The following is a 15,036-nucleotide window of genomic DNA, read 5'->3' on the forward strand; positions in this document are numbered from 1 at the left end:
ATCCCGCGGTTCCGGCCCGAGGCGTACCCGACGTAGGTCAGCCGCGGTCGTGCGCTGCGATCAGCTCGCCGGCCCGCTTCACATCGGCCGCCATCGCCACCAGCAGGTCCTCTATCGAGTCGAACTTCTGCATCCCGCGGACGTACGCGAGGAAGTCGACGGAGACATGGAGCCCGTACAGATCAAGACCGACGCGGTCGATCGCGTACGCCTCGACCGTCCGCTCCGTGCCGTCGAACTGCGGGTTCGTGCCGACCGAGATCGCGGCGGGCATCGCCTCGTCGTCCACGTTCAGCCAGCCCGCGTACACGCCGTCGGCGGGGATCGCGGTGTGCGGCAGGGTTTCCACGTTCGCCGTCGGGAAGCCCAGTGCGCGGCCGCGCTGCGCGCCGCGGACGACGATGCCCTCGACCCGGTGCGGGCGGCCCAGGACCTCGGCGGCGCCCGCCACATCGCCCTCGGCGACGAGCCTGCGGGTGAGGGTGGAGGAGAACGGCTCGCCGCCGCCCGCCTCGCCGCTCAGAACCAGATCGATGACCTCGACGCCGTAGTCGTACGTCGCGCCGAACTCGGTGAGCAGCTGCACGTTCCCCGCGGCCCTGTGACCGAAACGGAAGTTGGGGCCCTCGATGACGAGCTGCGCATGCAACTTGTCGACCAGCACCTTCACGATGAAGTCGGCGGGCGCCAGCTTCGAGAACTCGGTGGTGAACGGCAGGATCAGCAGCGCATCCACGCCCAGTCCGGCCATCAGCTCCGCGCGCCGGTGGTGCGGGGCGAGCAGAGGCGGGTGGCTGCCGGGCCGTACGACCTCGCTGGGGTGCGGGTCGAAGGTCACGACGACCGACGGCACGCCGAGCTCGCGCGCCCGGTCGACGGCTCTGCCGATGATCAGCTGGTGTCCGCGGTGCACCCCGTCGTAGGAGCCGATGGTGACGACGCTGCGTCCCCAGTCCTGGGGGATGTCCTCCAAGCCACGCCAGCGCTGCACTGTGACCGCTCCTCGCCCGAACCTGTGTACGTGGGTGTATCTCTTATGCAGGTCTAAGACTGCCATGCCCACGACCCGCGGCCTGCATCGGCATCGGCATCGCGGTGGACGCCGCCTCCACGGTCCGCCGCGCACCCGGGCCGATGACCACAGCCCGGTCCAGTTCCCCCCTGCCCCGGCCCCAGACAGTGCCGTGCGGCCTCGTGGACCCGCCCGGGCACCTGAGCCGGTCGGCCGCCGCACCGCCGTGCCCCTGAGGGCCGGGCGGGACGCTCTGCGGATCGAGCACAGGCCCGCCGACCGCCGCGCAGCCGCAGGGCGTCGCTGCCGTCCGTGCCGAGCGCCAGCTCCAGCCGTACGTCACGGGCACCACGCCCAGCACCCGCGCCTCCCGCCACCCATGGGCGGCGATGCGTACGTACCCGGTTCGATCCGGTCCCACAGGACGATCGGCAGCGGCTCCACGCCGAGCACATCGAGCCCCCGGTGCGCACGAGCGCGAGGGCCGGCTCCGGGAGCGCGGTGATCGCCTGGGACCCCACGGAGCGGCTCCGGCCACCTGTTCCGTACAGGACGAGCCGGGCAAGTCCGTCGACCACTTCATGGCTGGTCACTACTGTGCCGCGGTCGTCCGCGACGAACCCGGTCCCTCGCAGCCGGCCGGATCGCAGATACGCACCAGCGTCGACCGGTCACCGTTTCCCGTGATCCGACGTTAGGTCGGCGATGATCGGCGCGAGAAGATCTCGGAATAAAAGCGCCCCCAAGTGCACCCCTGAGTCACTCCGAGCGCCTGCCCATTCAGGTGATTCAGCGGGTTCCGGTGGACAGACACCAGAGGGGGGATCGTGGAGCGGGCACGGGGGGCTGCCCGCTCCACGATGGGGAACCGGATCAAGGACGGGCGGAACCCGTCCCGTCAGGCGAAGACGGCGAGGCTCTTGGCCTTGCCCTTCTGCTCCTCCACGAGCACCAGGAAGGTCCCGTCGGGCCCGAAGACCGCGACCGGCCCCGGCGGGTAGGAGGGCATGTCCAGCCGCACGCCGTTCAGCAGCAGCTTGGCACGCTTCTCGTCCACGTCCCAGCGCGGGAACGCCGCGGCGGCGGCCTCCGCGACCGGCATCACGGTCAGCTTCTCCTGATGCTGATCGAGCGTCCGCGCCGCATCGAGACCGTACGGACCGACGCGGGTGCGCCGCAGCGCGGTCAGATGCCCGCCGACGCCGAGCCCGGCGCCGAGATCGCGGGCGAGGGCACGGATGTACGTACCGGAGGAGCAGACGACGGAGACGACCAGGTCGACGACCGGGGTCCCGTCCTCCGCGACCGCCTCACGGACGTCGTAGACCTTGAAGGACGAGATGGTCACCGGCCGGGCCGGGATCTCGAACTCCTCGCCGCCGCGCACCCGGGCGTACGACCGCTTGCCGTCGATCTTGATGGCGCTGACCTTGGACGGCACCTGCATGATCGCGCCGGTCAGTGCCGTGACACCCGCGTCGATGCCCTCACGCGTGACCCCCGACGCGTCGGTGGACGACGTGATCTCGCCCTCCGCGTCGTCCGTGACGGTGTCCTGGCCGAGGCGGATCGTGCCGAGGTACTCCTTCTCGGTCAGCGCCAGGTGACCGAGCAGCTTGGTGGCCTTCTCGACGCCGAGCACGAGAACGCCCGTCGCCATCGGGTCCAGCGTGCCGGCGTGGCCGACGCGGCGGGTGCGGGCGATGCCGCGCATCTTGGCGACGACGTCGTGCGAAGTGAAGCCGGACGGCTTGTCGACGATGACAAGGCCGCTCTCCAGTCGCCCGCCGCCACCCCTGCCCGAGGTCGCTTCGCTCCCGCTCCTGTGACCGGGCGTCTTGTTCTGCTGTGTCATTCGGAGGCTGAGCCCTCGTTCTCGTCGGACTCGTCGGCGGCATCCTCCGGCTTGCGGTACGGGTCCGCGTCGCCCGCGTACTTCGCACCGGTCGACACCTCGCGCACCTGCGCGTCCTTGGCCCGCGCCCTGTCGAGGAGGTCCTCGATGGTGCGTGCGTTGTCCGGCAGGGCGTCGGGGACGAAGGCCAGGGTCGGCGTGAACCGGACCCCGGTCTGCCGACCGACCTCGGACCGGAGCACGCCCTTGGCGCTCTCCAGCGCCGCGGCGGAGGCCGCCCGCTCCTCGTCGTCGCCGTAGACCGTGTAGAAGACCGTGGCCTCCCGCAGGTCGCCGGTGACCCGGGCGTCCGTGATCGTCACGAATCCGAGCCGCGGATCCTTGATACGCCGGTCCAGGGTCTCCGCGACCACGACCTGGATGCGATCGGCCAGCTTTCGGGCCCGCGCGTTGTCGCTCACCGGTCCGTCACTCTTCCTTCTGGGGTTGCTTACGGTCCGACGCTTCCGGCGTCCTGCGCTTCCGCGTCGGACGATTTCACGTCTGACATATCTGACGTTGTTCAGTCTTCGTCGCTGTGCAGCCGCCGCCGAACCGACAGCAGCTCCACCTCGGGCCGAGCGGCCACCAGCCGCTCGCACCGGTCCAGTACGTCCGCGAGGTGTCCGGTGTCCCCGGAGACCACGGCAAGACCGATCTCGGCCCTGCGATGGAGATCCTGTCCACCCGTCTCCGCCGCACTCACCGCGTACTTGCGCTGGAGCTCGGCAACGATCGGACGGACGATGGAGCGTTTCTCCTTCAACGACCGTACGTCGCCGAGGAGCAGATCGAAGGACAGTGTCCCCACATACATGGATGTCCGGATGTCCCGCCGGTTCGGGTTCGCGCCCTACCAGCGCTTGGCAGGGACACAAGAACCGTACACGGAACGGCCGGGGCCGATCGACGGAAATACGACCCGTCGACCGGCCCCGACTGTTGAGGTACGGGTCAGCCTCGCGGCTTCTCGCGCATCTCGTACGTCGCGATGACGTCGTCGATCTTGATGTCGTTGAAGTTTCCGAGGTTGATACCGCCCTCGAAGCCTTCGCGGATCTCGGTGACGTCGTCCTTGAAGCGGCGCAGACCGGAGATGTTGAGGTTCTCCGCGATGACCTTGCCATCGCGCAGCAGGCGCGCCTTGGTGTTGCGCTTGACCTCACCGGACCGGACCAGCACACCGGCGATGTTGCCCAGCTTGGACGAGCGGAAGATCTCGCGGATCTCCGCCGTACCGAGCTCGACCTCTTCGTACTCCGGCTTGAGCATGCCCTTGAGGGCCGCTTCGATCTCTTCGATCGCCTGGTAGATGACCGAGTAGTACCGGACGTCCACACCTTCGCGCTCGGCCATCTGCTGCGCACGCCCTGCGGCGCGCACGTTGAAGCCGATCACGATGGCGTCGGAGCCGGTCGCCAGGTCGATGTCCGACTCGGTGACCGCACCCACACCGCGGTGCAGGACCCGGATGTCGACCTCGTCACCGACGTCGAGCTGGAGCAGCGAGGACTCGAGAGCCTCCACCGAACCGGACGCGTCGCCCTTGATGATGAGGTTGAGTTCCTGGACCAGACCGGCCTTGAGCGCCTCGTCGAGGTTCTCCAGGGAGAACCGGACACCCTTGCGGGCGAAGTTGGCGTTGCGCTCACGGGCGGCACGCTTCTCAGCGATCTGACGGGCCGTACGGTCCTCGTCGACCACCAGGAAGTTGTCGCCGGCACCCGGGACGTTGGTGAGACCCAGCACGAGGACGGGGGTCGACGGACCCGCTTCCTCGACGTTGTTGCCGTTGTCGTCGAGCATCGCCCGGACACGGCCGTACGCGTCGCCGACCACCATCGTGTCACCGATGCGCAGCGTGCCGCGCTGGACCAGGACGGTCGAAACGGCACCGCGGCCGCGGTCGAGGTGGGACTCGATCGCAATACCCTGCGCGTCCTGCTCCGGGTTGGCCCGCAGGTCGAGCGAGGCGTCCGCGGTCAGGACCACGGCCTCCAGCAGCTGGTCGATGTGCAGGCCCTGCTTGGCGGAGATGTCGACGAACATCGTGTCGCCGCCGTACTCCTCGGCCACCAGCCCGAACTCGGTGAGCTGACCGCGCACCTTGGTCGGGTCGGCACCCTCGACGTCGATCTTGTTGACCGCGACCACGATCGGCACGTCGGCCGCCTTGGCGTGGTTCAGCGCCTCGATCGTCTGGGGCATCACACCGTCGTTCGCCGCCACCACGAGGATCGCGATGTCGGTGGACTTCGCACCACGGGCACGCATGGCGGTGAACGCCTCGTGACCCGGGGTGTCGATGAAGGTGATCCTGCGGTCCTCACCGTTGACCTCGGAGGAGACCTGGTACGCACCGATGTGCTGCGTGATGCCGCCGGCCTCGCCCGCAACGACGTTCGTCTTGCGGATCGCGTCCAGCAGTCGGGTCTTACCGTGGTCGACGTGACCCATGACGGTCACGACCGGCGGACGCGAGACCAGAGCCTCTTCGCCGCCCTCGTCCTCGCCGAACTCGATGTCGAAGGACTCGAGCAGCTCGCGGTCCTCCTCCTCGGGGCTGACGATCTCGAGGACGTAGTTCATCTCCTCGGCCAGCAGCTTCAGCGTCTCGTCCGAGACCGACTGCGTGGCGGTGACCATCTCGCCGAGGTTCATCATCACGGCGACGAGCGACGCCGGGTTGGCGTTGATCTTCTCCGCGAAGTCGGTGAGGGAGGCACCGCGCGACAGACGGACAGACTGCCCGTTGCCGCGGGGCAGCATGACGCCGCCCACCGACGGGGCCTGCATGGCCTCGTACTCCTGGCGCCTCTGCCGCTTCGACTTGCGACCACGACGCGCGGGACCGCCGGGACGGCCGAACGCACCCTGTGTGCCACCACGGCCACCGGGGCCGCCGGGACGTCCACCGAAGCCGGGACGACCGCCGAAGCCGCCGCCACCACCGGGACGACCTGCGCCGCCACCGCCACCGCCGCCACCGGGACGACCGGCGAAGCCGCCGCCACCGCCACCGGGACCGGCCGGACGACCGGCGAAGCCGCCGCCGGGACGACCTGCACCGCCGCCGGGACGGCCTGCGCCGCCACCGGGACCACGGCCACCGCCGGGGCCACCACCGGGACGCGGGCCGGCAGCCGGACGCTGCGGCATCATGCCCGGGTTCGGACGGTTACCACCGGGCGCACCGCCCGGACGCGGAGCCTGCGGACGCGGCATGCCGCCCGGAGTCGGACGGGCACCGCCCTGGCCCTGCGGACGCGGGGCGCCACCGGGGCCGCCCTGCGGACGCGGGGCGCCGGGACGCTCCTGGCCGCCACCGGGACGCGGGGCGCCACCGGGACGGGGTGCCTGCGGACGGGCCATGCCCGTCGAGCCACCGGAGGTGAAGGGGTTGTTGCCCGGACGGGGACCGGCCGGACGGGCGCCGCCGGGGCGCGGGGCACCCTGGCCTGCGGGACGGGCAGGACGGTCGCCGCCACGCTCGCCACCACGGCCGCCGTCACGCTGACCGCCGGCCGGGGCCGGACGGGCGGGGCGAGGACCGGGGGTGGCACCCGCGGGACGCGGGGCCTGCTGCGGCGCGGCCGGCTGGGCCGGGGCCGGAGCGGAGAACTCTGCCGCGGGCACCGGGGTGACCGGAGCGGGCTTCGGCGCGGGCTTCGGACCCGGACGCGGGCCCGCCGACGGCGCGGAAGGCGCGACAGCGGAAGGGGTGCTGCTGGGGGCCTGGGCTGCGGCCGGCTTGGGGGCCGGGGCACCGGGCTTCGGGGCAGCGGGACGTGCCGCAGCGGCCGGGGAGGGCGCTGCGGGCTTTGCGGGCGCGGCCTTGCGGGGCGCGCCAGGCTTCGCAGCGGACTTGCCGGCGTTGCCGCCGGGCCCCTGCAGTGCGTCAGTCAACTTGCGTACAACCGGCGCCTCGATCGTCGAGGACGCCGAACGGACGAATTCACCGAGTTCTTGGAGCTTGGCCATGACGACCTTGCTCTCGACGCCGAACTCCTTGGCGAGTTCGTATACCCGGACCTTAGCCACTTCGCTCCTTATAGGTCCGGGTTACCGCCGGACCGTCGCTACTTCATGGGCGTACTCATCGCGTACTCATCGAGTGCTCATCGCAATCTCGACCTACTTCCAACTCGCGAGGTACCTGACCGCACGGGGTCCCGTGCCGTTCTCGTTTCTTACGGTGTCACCCGTTCGACATACCGCTGCAGTGCCGCGGAATCGAACGGCCCCTTGGCCTTGAAGGCCCGGGGGAATGCCCGACGGCGAACCGCCAGGTCGAGACAGACAGTGACGGGGTGCACATACGCACCCCGGCCGGGCAGCGTACCGCGAGGATCGGGGACGCATGCGTCCTCATCCACCACGATGCGCAGCAGCTCGCTCTTGGCCGCTCGCTCCCGGCATCCCACACAGGTTCGCTCAGGGCAAGCGCGGGCGTGCGTCCGGCCAGACACGGTTAAGTCTACCTCCCCGCACCGACCTCACCCCTTTGGGGCAAAAATCGAACGGACGTTGTCGTGATCTCAGCGGCATTCCGCGTGGATTTATTCCCCGGGACCGGCATCGGTCCCGTACTCCGGACCCGGGGCCCGGCCGGTCTCCGGATCATTGTGGTCCATCGTCCGGACGGGCGCCGGTCCACTCCCCGGACCGGCGCCGGTCCCGTACCGGTTCAGCCGCGCTCGGACCGGTCCCGGGCCCGCTCGGCCCGCTCACGGTCGGCGATGTCCCGCTCGGCGTCGGTCTCGGTGTCCGGGCGGATGTCGATGCGCCAGCCGGTGAGGCGGGCGGCGAGGCGGGCGTTCTGGCCCTCCTTGCCGATGGCGAGCGAGAGCTGGTAGTCGGGGACCGTGACCCGGGCGGACCGCGCTCCGAGGTCCACGACCTCGACCTTGCTCACCCGGGCGGGCGACAGCGCGTTGGCAACCATCTCGGCGGGGTCGTCCGACCAGTCCACGATGTCGATCTTCTCGCCGTGCAGCTCGGCCATGACATTACGTACCCGGCCGCCCATCGGACCGATGCAGGCGCCCTTGGCGTTCAGACCCGAGCGGGTCGAACGGACCGCGATCTTGGTGCGGTGGCCGGCCTCGCGGGCGATCGCACAGATCTCGACGGAACCGTCGGCGATCTCCGGAACCTCCAGCGCGAAGAGCTTCTTGACCAGGTTGGGGTGCGTCCTGGAGAGGGTCACGGACGGACCGCGGACGCCCTTGGCGACCCGCACGACATACGTACGCAGCCGCAGGCCGTGGGTGTACTCCTCGCCCGGCACCTGCTCCTGCACCGGCAGGATCGCTTCGAGCTTGCCGATGTCGACCAGGACGTTCTTCGGGTCCTTGCCCTGCTGGACGACACCGGTGACGACATCGCCCTCGTGGCCCGCGTATTCGCCGAACGTCTTGTCGTCCTCGGCGTCGCGCAGCCGCTGCAGGATGACCTGCTTGGCGGTGGTCGCGGCGATCCGGCCGAAGCCGGACGGGGTGTCGTCGAACTCCTTCGGCTCCTGGCCCTCTTCGAGGTCGGCCGGGTCCTCCTTCGCCCACACCGTCACATGGCCGCGCTCGTTGAGCTCCACGCGCGCACGGCGGTAGCTCCCGTCGGTGCGGTGGTAGGCGATGAGGAGGGCCGACTCGATCGCCCCGACGAGCACGTCGAAGGGGATCTCCTTGTCCTGTGCCAAGCCCCTCAAGAGCTTCACATCGATGTCCACGGCTACGCCTCCTCTTCCTTCTTGTCCTTGCGGTTGAATTCGATCTCCACGCGCGCCTTGGCGATCCCGTCGAAGGGGACCCGGCGGGACGTGGGCTTGCGGCCCTTGACGCCGGGCACTTCGAGGTCGAGCCCCTCGTCGTCGACGGCGATGATGCGGGCGACCAGCTCGCCGCCCTCATGCAGCTGCAGCTTGGCCAGGCGACCGGTGGCGCGTACGTAGTGGCGGTGCTCCGTCAGCGGACGGTCGGCACCGGGAGAACTCACTTCGAGGACGTACTCGTCCTCACCCATCGCGTCGGTCTCGTCGAGCTTCTCGGAGATCGCGCGGCTCAGTTCCGCGCAGGCGTCGAGCTCCACGCCCTCGTCGGAATCCACGACGATGCGCAGCACACGTCTGCGGCCGGCCCGGGACACCTCGATCTCTTCAAGATCCAGCTGCTTGGCGCTGACGAGCGGTTCGAGCAGCCCGCGCAGCCTCTCGCTCTGGGTGGTGCTCATCCGGGTGACTCCTCGGCCGCGTGTGCTGTTGTGTGGTTCGTCGCGTGTCAGGTCAAAGGGTATCCGGTCCCGAGGGGTGTTGCCGTCCGCCGACCGCTCAGCCGCAGGTACGCTCGCCTGCGGTGATCACTTCAGGACAGATCCAGTCAGGACAGATCAACGCCCGAAGGAGAACAGGTGCGGCGCACGGGGACGACGCGCAGGGGTGCGCTCACCGTAACGGGGGCGATCGCCCTGGGGGCGGCGCTGGCCGGCTGCGGGGACGGCGACAGCGGCGCGGGCCGAAAGGGTTCTGCGCCGGCCGGTGCGCGGGACGCGGCGGCGAAGGCGGAGAACACGCTGCGGATGACGGCCGCGCGGACGAGCGGCACCCTGCTCGCCCAGTACGAGCAGGTCGTCACGGCCCATCCGGCGACCGCGGCCGGGCTCGCACCGTTGCGGGACGCCGTACGGGCCCATACGGAGGCGCTGTCGCCCGGGGCGGACAGGACGGTGCGGGCAGGGGCCGGCGAAACCGCGGGCACGACTGCGATGCGCGGCGCGGACCGGGCACCGGCCGTTTCGGGTCGACCCGCTCCCTCGGGTTCGCCCACCGTTCCGGGTTCGCCCGCCGCCGACGCCAAGACCGCTGTCAAGGAACTGGCGGCGGCGGAACGCCGCACCGCTGACGCCCACACGGCGACGCTCCTGACAGCGCCACCCGAGCTGGCCCGGCTGCTCGCGTCGATCGCGGCCGCCGGCGCAGCCCACGCCTACCTGCTGACCGAACTGGCCAAGGAGACCTCGTCATGAGTGCGCAGACGCTGCAGGCGGCGCAGGCGGCGCTCGCCGCCGAGCATGCGACGGTGTACGGGTACGGGCTGGTCGGCGGCCGGGTCACCGGCGGCCGCCGGGCGGAGGCGACGGCCGCCTACCGCCGGCACCGGGCCCGGCGCGACGCACTGGTGCGGACCGTACGCGACCTGGGCGGTGAGCCGGTGGCGGCGGAGTCCGCGTACGCTCTGCCGTTCGCGGTACCGGATTCGGCAGCAGCGGTGAAGCTCGCCGCCCTGCTGGAGGACCGGATCGCGGGCGTCTACTCCGACCTCGTACGGGCTGCCGGGGGGCCGCTCAGGCGAGAGGCCGCGGACGCATTGCGGGAGGCCGCGGTCCGTGCGGTCCGCTGGCGGGGCAGCGGCGTAACCTTTCCCGGACTCACCGAGCGGTCCGCCGACGGCGCCGCCTGAGCGGGCGGGCCTGCAGGGCTGATGCGACGGGCAGGACCGGAGCGAGCCCGGGACCGGTCCGACGGACGTGACCGACGCGAAGACCGGGACCGGTCCGACGCACTCAAGAAGGCTCTGAAAGGGAACACAGCACGTATGGGTTTCGAACCGCCGCAGCGTCTGGTGCGAGCGCTCGGCGAGGTGCACGGGGAGACGGCCGCCGCCGACTGGCTCGCGCGGCTCCCCGAGCTGATCGACGAGTCGCTGTCCGCCAACGGGCCGGAGCTGGCTGTCGAGCGTGTGGCTGCCCCGGGTGGGCGCAGCAGCCTGGTTCTGCTGGTGCGCCGCGCCGACGGCACCCCGGCCGCGCTCAAGATCGCTCCCGCCGGTGCGGCGCCCGATCTGGAGCGGGCGGCGCTGGCGCACTGGAACGGCTGGGGAGCGGCCCGGCTTCTCGGCTCCGGCGGCGGCGCACTGCTGCTGGAACGGCTGCATCCCGAGGTGTCGCTGCGATCGCTGCCGGAGGCGAAGGCACTCCTGGAGGCGGCGGGTACGGTACGACGGCTGTGGGTCGAGCCGCCCAGCGGGCACTCCTTCGAGACGGTCGCCGAGCGGACCGGCCGGTGCACGGACCCGATGCGGGCCGCCGGTGCGGCCGACCCGGCGCTCGAACCTCTGGTCTCTGCGGCCCTGGCCGCGCGGGAGGAGCTTGTCGCCCGCTCCCCCGAAGCCCTCCTGCTGCACGGCAACTTCCGCCAGAGCAAGGTGCTGGCGGGGGAACGGGCGCCCTGGCTGACGGTCGGCCCTGAGCCGCTGGTCGGCGAGCGTGCCTACGACCTGGCGCGGCTGGTACGGGACCGGGTGGAGGACCTCATCGCCTCCCCGGGCGGACCCGTGACGGCCCGTCGCCGGATCAACAGGCTCGCGGATTCACTGGACGTGGACCGGGAACGGCTCCACGGCTGGACGTTGTTCCGTGCGGTGGAGTCGGGTACCCGCGCGCTGACCGTCGGCCGCCGTCAGGAAGGCGAACTGTCGCTGGAATTCGCGAGCTGGCTTTAAGGCCCCGGCCCGCAGCACGGCCGAGGGCCGCCGTGCTGTCGGACAGCACGGCGGCCCTCGGCGTTTCCGGGTGTCAGCCCTGGGCCACGAGGCGGGCGATCGCCTCGTCGACCGTGAGCTCCTCGCGCTCGCCCGTACGGCGGTCCTTGAGCTCCAGGACGCCCTCGGCCGAGCGGCGTCCCGCGACCAGGATCTTCGGGACACCGATCAGCTCGGCGTCGGTGAACTTCACACCCGGCGAGACGCCCGCACGGTCGTCGACCAGGACCCGCACGCCCGCGGCGCCGAGCTTCTCGGCGACGTCGAGGGCCAGCTCGGTCTGGAGCGCCTTGCCCGCGGCGACCAGGTGGACGTCGGCCGGGGCGATCTCGCGGGGCCAGCAGAGACCCTGCTCGTCGGCGGTCTGCTCGGCGAGAGCGGCAACGGCGCGGGAGACGCCGATGCCGTACGAGCCCATGGTGACCCGGACCGGCTTGCCGTTCTGGCCGAGCACATCGAGCTGGAACGCGTCCGCGAACTTGCGGCCCAGCTGGAAGATGTGGCCGATCTCGATGGCACGGTCCAGTTTGAGGCCGGTGCCGCACTTGGGGCACGGATCGCCCGCCTCGACCACGACGACATCGAGGTAGTCGTCGACCTCGAAGTCGCGGCCGCAGACGACGTTCTTCGCGTGTGTGCCGGGCTTGTTGGCGCCGGTGATCCAGGCGGTGCCGGGGGCGATGCGCGGGTCGGCGATGTAGCGGACCTTCTCCAGACCCTGCGGGCCGACATAGCCACGTACCAGGTCGGGACGGCCCTCGAAGTCCTCTGCGGTGACCAGCTCGACCACAGCGGGGGCGAGGTGCTCGCCGAGCTTGCCGAGGTCGACCTCGCGGTCGCCGGGCACGCCCACGGCGACGATTTCGCCGTCGACCTTGACCAGGAGGTTCTTCAGCGTCGCGGAGGCCGGGACATCGAGGTGCGCCGCGAGCGTCTCGATGGTCGGGGTGTCGGGGGTGTCCAGCTCCTCGACGGGACCGTGCGCCGAGCCGTCCACAGGAGTGGCCTTGAAGGTCACGGCCTCCGTGTTGGCCGCGTAGTCGCAGGCCGGGCAGTCGACGAAGGTGTCCTCACCGGCCGGGGCGGGCGCCAGGAACTCCTCGGACGCCGAGCCGCCCATCGCACCGGAGACCGCGGAGACGATGCGGTGGTCGAGACCGAGCCGCTCGAAGATGCGGATGTAGGCGGCGCGGTGCAGCTGGTAGGCCTCGATGAGACCCTCGTCGGTGGTGTCGAAGGAGTACGAGTCCTTCATCTGGAACTCGCGGCCGCGCAGCACACCGGCGCGGGGGCGGGCCTCGTCGCGGTACTTGGTCTGGATCTGGTACAGGATCACGGGCAGGTCCTTGTAGGACGTGATCTGATCCTTGACGACCTGGGTGAAGATCTCTTCGTGGGTGGGACCGAGGAGGTACTCGGCGCCCTTGCGGTCCTTGAGCCGGAAGAGCAGGTCGCCGTACTCGTCGTAGCGGCCGCTCGCGTCGTACGACTCCTTGGGGAGCAGTGCGGGCAGCAGTACTTCCTGGCCGCCGATGGCGTCCATCTCCTCGCGCACGACGCGGGTGATGTTCTCCAGGACCTTCTTGCCCAGGGGCAGCCAGGTCCAGATGCCGGCCGCGGTGCGACGTACGTAACCGGCCCGGACGAGCAGCTTGTGATTGAGCGTCTCGGCGTCCGCCGGGTCGTCGCGCAGTGTCTTGATCATCAATCGGGACATGCGCTGGACCTGGGCCATGATGAACTCCTGCTCGGAAGGGTGATGTGCAGGAGGTTAGCCGGGTGGCGGGGGCGGGCGGAAATCGATTGGTTCAGCCCCGGTCCCGGCGGCGCAGCGGAAGAGGCGCTCCCATCACCGCGTACGGCATGGGAGCGCTGGGAAACAGCACCTGCCGGGCCAGGTCCCGGTAGCCGAGGGTGCGATACAGACCACGTGCCGGGCTCTCCGTGTCGATGGCGGAGAGGATGGAGCGCGGCTGATCGACGGCGTCCGTGATAGCGGTGATCAGGGTGCGGCCGATGCCCCGGTTCTGGAACTCCGGATGGACATGCAGTTCGGTGATCACGAAGGAGTCGTCGAGCCAGTCCTCGGAGCCGGTGGCCCGCAGATAGGGCTCGACGACGGTGGACCACCAGTGGCCGCGTTCGTTGGGCATGCCGTAGACGAACCCGACGAGCCGGCCGGTCGCGGTGGTGGCGCCGAGGGCTCGGGCGCAGGGGTGCTCGAGGTGCCTGAGGACGATATGGCGACGTACCTGGACCTCGTCGTGACCGAGGCCGAAGGCGACGGCCTGCACGGCAAGCGCCTCGTCCACCCGCGCGGCGAGGTCGATCGGCCCGACCAGAACACCGGGAGTGCGGGCGCCGCCCCCTGAATCAGCTGCCATGCGCCGAACCCTACTGTCCGCGCGGGGCTGTGGCACACGTGTCAGAAGAGCACGCTCATGAACGCGCCGACCTCACGGAAGCCGACCCGGGCGTATGCCCTGCGGGCCGCGGTGTTGTAGTCGTTCACGTACAGGCTGACGACCGGTGCGACATCGGCCAGTGCGTAGCGCAGGACCGCGGCCATCCCGATCTCGGAGAGGCCGCGGCCGCGGTGTTCGGGGGCGACCCAGACGCCCTGGATCTGGCAGGCCTGCGGGGTGGCAGCGCCGATCTCCGCCTTGAAGACGACCTTGCCGTCCTCGATCCGGGCGAAGGAGCGGCCGGTGCCGACGAGTTCGGCGACGCGTGCCTGGTAGAGGAGTCCGCCGTCACCGGCCAGCGGCGAAATGCCCACCTCCTCGGTGAACATCGCCACGCAGGCCGGCATCAGGACATCTATCTCGTCCTTGCGGATGCGGCGTACCAGCGGGTCGGGCGTCACGTCGGCGGCGGGGCTCTCGGTGACCATGAGCGGCTGGTTGGCCCTGACCTCGCGGGCGGGACCCCAGCCCGGTTCGAGCAGCCGCCAGAGCTGGGCGGTGGGCTCGGCGGGACCCACGATCGAGGAACAGCGACGGCCGGCCCGACGGGCTCGGTCGGAGAACGCCCTGATGGCCTCGGGGGTAGCACAGATGGGTACGAGATTGGCACCGGAGTAGCAGAGCGAACGCAGTCTGCCGTCCGCGTACCAACCCCACATCTCGCCGCCGAGGCGCCAGGGATCGAGCCCTGCGATCTGGACCCGGGACGTTACGAAGGCGTTGGCGACGGGGTCGCTCTCCAGGATGGCGAGCGCGGCACCGAGGTCGCTGGGTTCGAGGACCCGGGTGGTGGTCTGCGTCAACACAAGGGGGCCTCACCATGCAGTCTGCTGATTTCCGCACTGTACCCAAAGAGGCTGGGAGGCGCCGCCCCATGGCGGTCAACAACCTTCCAGGCCGGCCGTGAGGTCTCTCACGGCTGTGCCCCGCCTGACGAGGTGTTCGTCGGACGGGGCACAGCTGCGCGTGCAGGTCTTCGGCCTCAGCTGACGGAGACCTCGGGTTCACCGGACGGGATGCCGTCCTTCTCCATCTGCTCGGCGATCTTCAGGGCTTCCTCGATGAGCGTCTCGACGATCTTCGACTCCGGAACGGTCTTGATGACCTCGCCCTTGACGAAGATCTGCCCCT

General features: G+C 70.5%; 14 protein-coding genes and 2 pseudogenes. 3 read left to right on the forward strand and 13 right to left on the reverse strand.

All coding sequences use genetic code 11. The features are described from left to right. Positions 1 to 37: 37 nt before the first annotated feature. The 9 genes and pseudogenes from AB0915_RS17060 to rimP all read right to left on the reverse strand — a co-directional run bounded on the left by AB0915_RS17060 (position 38) and on the right by rimP (position 9,134). Positions 38 to 991 carry a bifunctional riboflavin kinase/FAD synthetase gene (locus AB0915_RS17060; protein ID WP_366691846.1) on the reverse strand — a complete coding sequence of 318 codons (954 nt, stop codon included), beginning with the start codon at positions 989 to 991 and terminating at the stop codon, positions 38 to 40. Positions 992 to 1,262: 271 nt separating this feature from the next. Next, positions 1,263 to 1,700, reverse strand: a pseudogene (locus tag AB0915_RS17065) (serine protease); the annotation flags it as partial. A 210-nt stretch (positions 1,701 to 1,910) separates the two neighbouring features. After that, complete coding sequence (truB, locus tag AB0915_RS17070; protein WP_366691847.1) at positions 1,911 to 2,867, reverse strand: tRNA pseudouridine(55) synthase TruB; 957 nt, start codon at positions 2,865 to 2,867, stop codon at positions 1,911 to 1,913. Continuing rightward, positions 2,864 to 3,328: a 30S ribosome-binding factor RbfA gene (rbfA, locus tag AB0915_RS17075; RefSeq protein WP_358860065.1), complete on the reverse strand. Its 465-nt coding sequence runs from the start codon at positions 3,326 to 3,328 to the stop codon at positions 2,864 to 2,866. Before rbfA ends, truB begins: the two co-directional genes overlap by 4 nt. 101 nt (positions 3,329 to 3,429) lie before the next feature. Continuing rightward, entirely contained in the window at positions 3,430 to 3,723 is a 294-nt protein-coding gene (locus tag AB0915_RS17080; RefSeq protein WP_326606046.1) for a DUF503 domain-containing protein, read from the reverse strand. A 137-nt stretch (positions 3,724 to 3,860) separates the two neighbouring features. Next, on the reverse strand, positions 3,861 to 6,947 hold the full coding sequence (gene infB / locus AB0915_RS17085; RefSeq protein ID WP_366691848.1) for a translation initiation factor IF-2: 3,087 nt from the start codon (positions 6,945 to 6,947) through the stop codon (positions 3,861 to 3,863). A gap of 149 nt (positions 6,948 to 7,096) precedes the next feature. After that, entirely contained in the window at positions 7,097 to 7,375 is a 279-nt protein-coding gene (locus AB0915_RS17090; RefSeq protein ID WP_266980910.1) for a YlxR family protein, read from the reverse strand. Between the two features lie 218 nt (positions 7,376 to 7,593). After that, positions 7,594 to 8,634, reverse strand: coding sequence for a transcription termination factor NusA (nusA, locus tag AB0915_RS17095; protein WP_366691849.1), 1,041 nt, complete (start codon positions 8,632 to 8,634; stop codon positions 7,594 to 7,596). Between the two features lie 2 nt (positions 8,635 to 8,636). After that, positions 8,637 to 9,134 carry a ribosome maturation factor RimP gene (gene rimP, locus AB0915_RS17100; RefSeq protein WP_345514436.1) on the reverse strand — a complete coding sequence of 166 codons (498 nt, stop codon included), beginning with the start codon at positions 9,132 to 9,134 and terminating at the stop codon, positions 8,637 to 8,639. A gap of 177 nt (positions 9,135 to 9,311) precedes the next feature. On the opposite strand from rimP, the gene AB0915_RS17105 reads away from it, so the two are divergent. From AB0915_RS17105 to AB0915_RS17115, 3 genes are all read left to right on the forward strand, one after another. Further along, positions 9,312 to 9,926 carry a hypothetical protein gene (locus tag AB0915_RS17105; protein ID WP_366691850.1) on the forward strand — a complete coding sequence of 205 codons (615 nt, stop codon included), beginning with the start codon at positions 9,312 to 9,314 and terminating at the stop codon, positions 9,924 to 9,926. Further along, complete coding sequence (locus tag AB0915_RS17110; protein WP_366691851.1) at positions 9,923 to 10,360, forward strand: ferritin-like domain-containing protein; 438 nt, start codon at positions 9,923 to 9,925, stop codon at positions 10,358 to 10,360. The genes AB0915_RS17105 and AB0915_RS17110 overlap by 4 nt, the downstream gene beginning before the upstream one ends. A gap of 135 nt (positions 10,361 to 10,495) precedes the next feature. After that, a complete protein-coding gene (locus AB0915_RS17115) occupies positions 10,496 to 11,401 on the forward strand; it encodes an aminoglycoside phosphotransferase family protein (RefSeq protein WP_366691852.1) in 906 nt (301 codons plus the stop codon). 73 nt (positions 11,402 to 11,474) lie between these two features. On the opposite strand, the gene AB0915_RS17120 is transcribed toward AB0915_RS17115, so the two are convergent. The 4 genes and pseudogenes from AB0915_RS17120 to AB0915_RS17135 all read right to left on the reverse strand — a co-directional run. Continuing rightward, positions 11,475 to 13,175, reverse strand: coding sequence for a proline--tRNA ligase (locus tag AB0915_RS17120; RefSeq protein WP_366691853.1), 1,701 nt, complete (start codon positions 13,173 to 13,175; stop codon positions 11,475 to 11,477). A gap of 73 nt (positions 13,176 to 13,248) precedes the next feature. Then, complete coding sequence (locus tag AB0915_RS17125) at positions 13,249 to 13,824, reverse strand: GNAT family N-acetyltransferase (RefSeq protein ID WP_366691854.1); 576 nt, start codon at positions 13,822 to 13,824, stop codon at positions 13,249 to 13,251. A gap of 41 nt (positions 13,825 to 13,865) precedes the next feature. Continuing rightward, a complete protein-coding gene (locus AB0915_RS17130; RefSeq protein ID WP_366691855.1) occupies positions 13,866 to 14,711 on the reverse strand; it encodes a GNAT family N-acetyltransferase in 846 nt (281 codons plus the stop codon). Positions 14,712 to 14,887: 176 nt separating this feature from the next. After that, positions 14,888 to 15,036, reverse strand: a pseudogene (locus AB0915_RS17135) (4-hydroxy-3-methylbut-2-en-1-yl diphosphate synthase); the annotation flags it as partial.

The sequence above is a fragment of the Streptomyces sp. NPDC048411 genome (genome assembly GCF_040704695.1).
In the GTDB taxonomy this organism is placed as follows: domain Bacteria; phylum Actinomycetota; class Actinomycetes; order Streptomycetales; family Streptomycetaceae; genus Streptomyces.

What these genes read in the sequence shown, in the direction of transcription:
- truB (WP_366691847.1), bottom strand. Translation starts at nt 2,867, where the DNA reads ATGACACAGCAGAACAAGACGCCCGGTCACAGGAGCGGGAGCGAAGCG.
- AB0915_RS17080 (WP_326606046.1), bottom strand. Translation starts at nt 3,723, where the DNA reads ATGTATGTGGGGACACTGTCCTTCGATCTGCTCCTCGGCGACGTACGG.
- rimP (WP_345514436.1), bottom strand. Translation starts at nt 9,134, where the DNA reads ATGAGCACCACCCAGAGCGAGAGGCTGCGCGGGCTGCTCGAACCGCTC.
- AB0915_RS17110 (WP_366691851.1), top strand. Translation starts at nt 9,923, where the DNA reads ATGAGTGCGCAGACGCTGCAGGCGGCGCAGGCGGCGCTCGCCGCCGAG.
- AB0915_RS17115 (WP_366691852.1), top strand. Translation starts at nt 10,496, where the DNA reads ATGGGTTTCGAACCGCCGCAGCGTCTGGTGCGAGCGCTCGGCGAGGTG.
- AB0915_RS17120 (WP_366691853.1), bottom strand. Translation starts at nt 13,175, where the DNA reads ATGGCCCAGGTCCAGCGCATGTCCCGATTGATGATCAAGACACTGCGC.
- AB0915_RS17125 (WP_366691854.1), bottom strand. Translation starts at nt 13,824, where the DNA reads ATGGCAGCTGATTCAGGGGGCGGCGCCCGCACTCCCGGTGTTCTGGTC.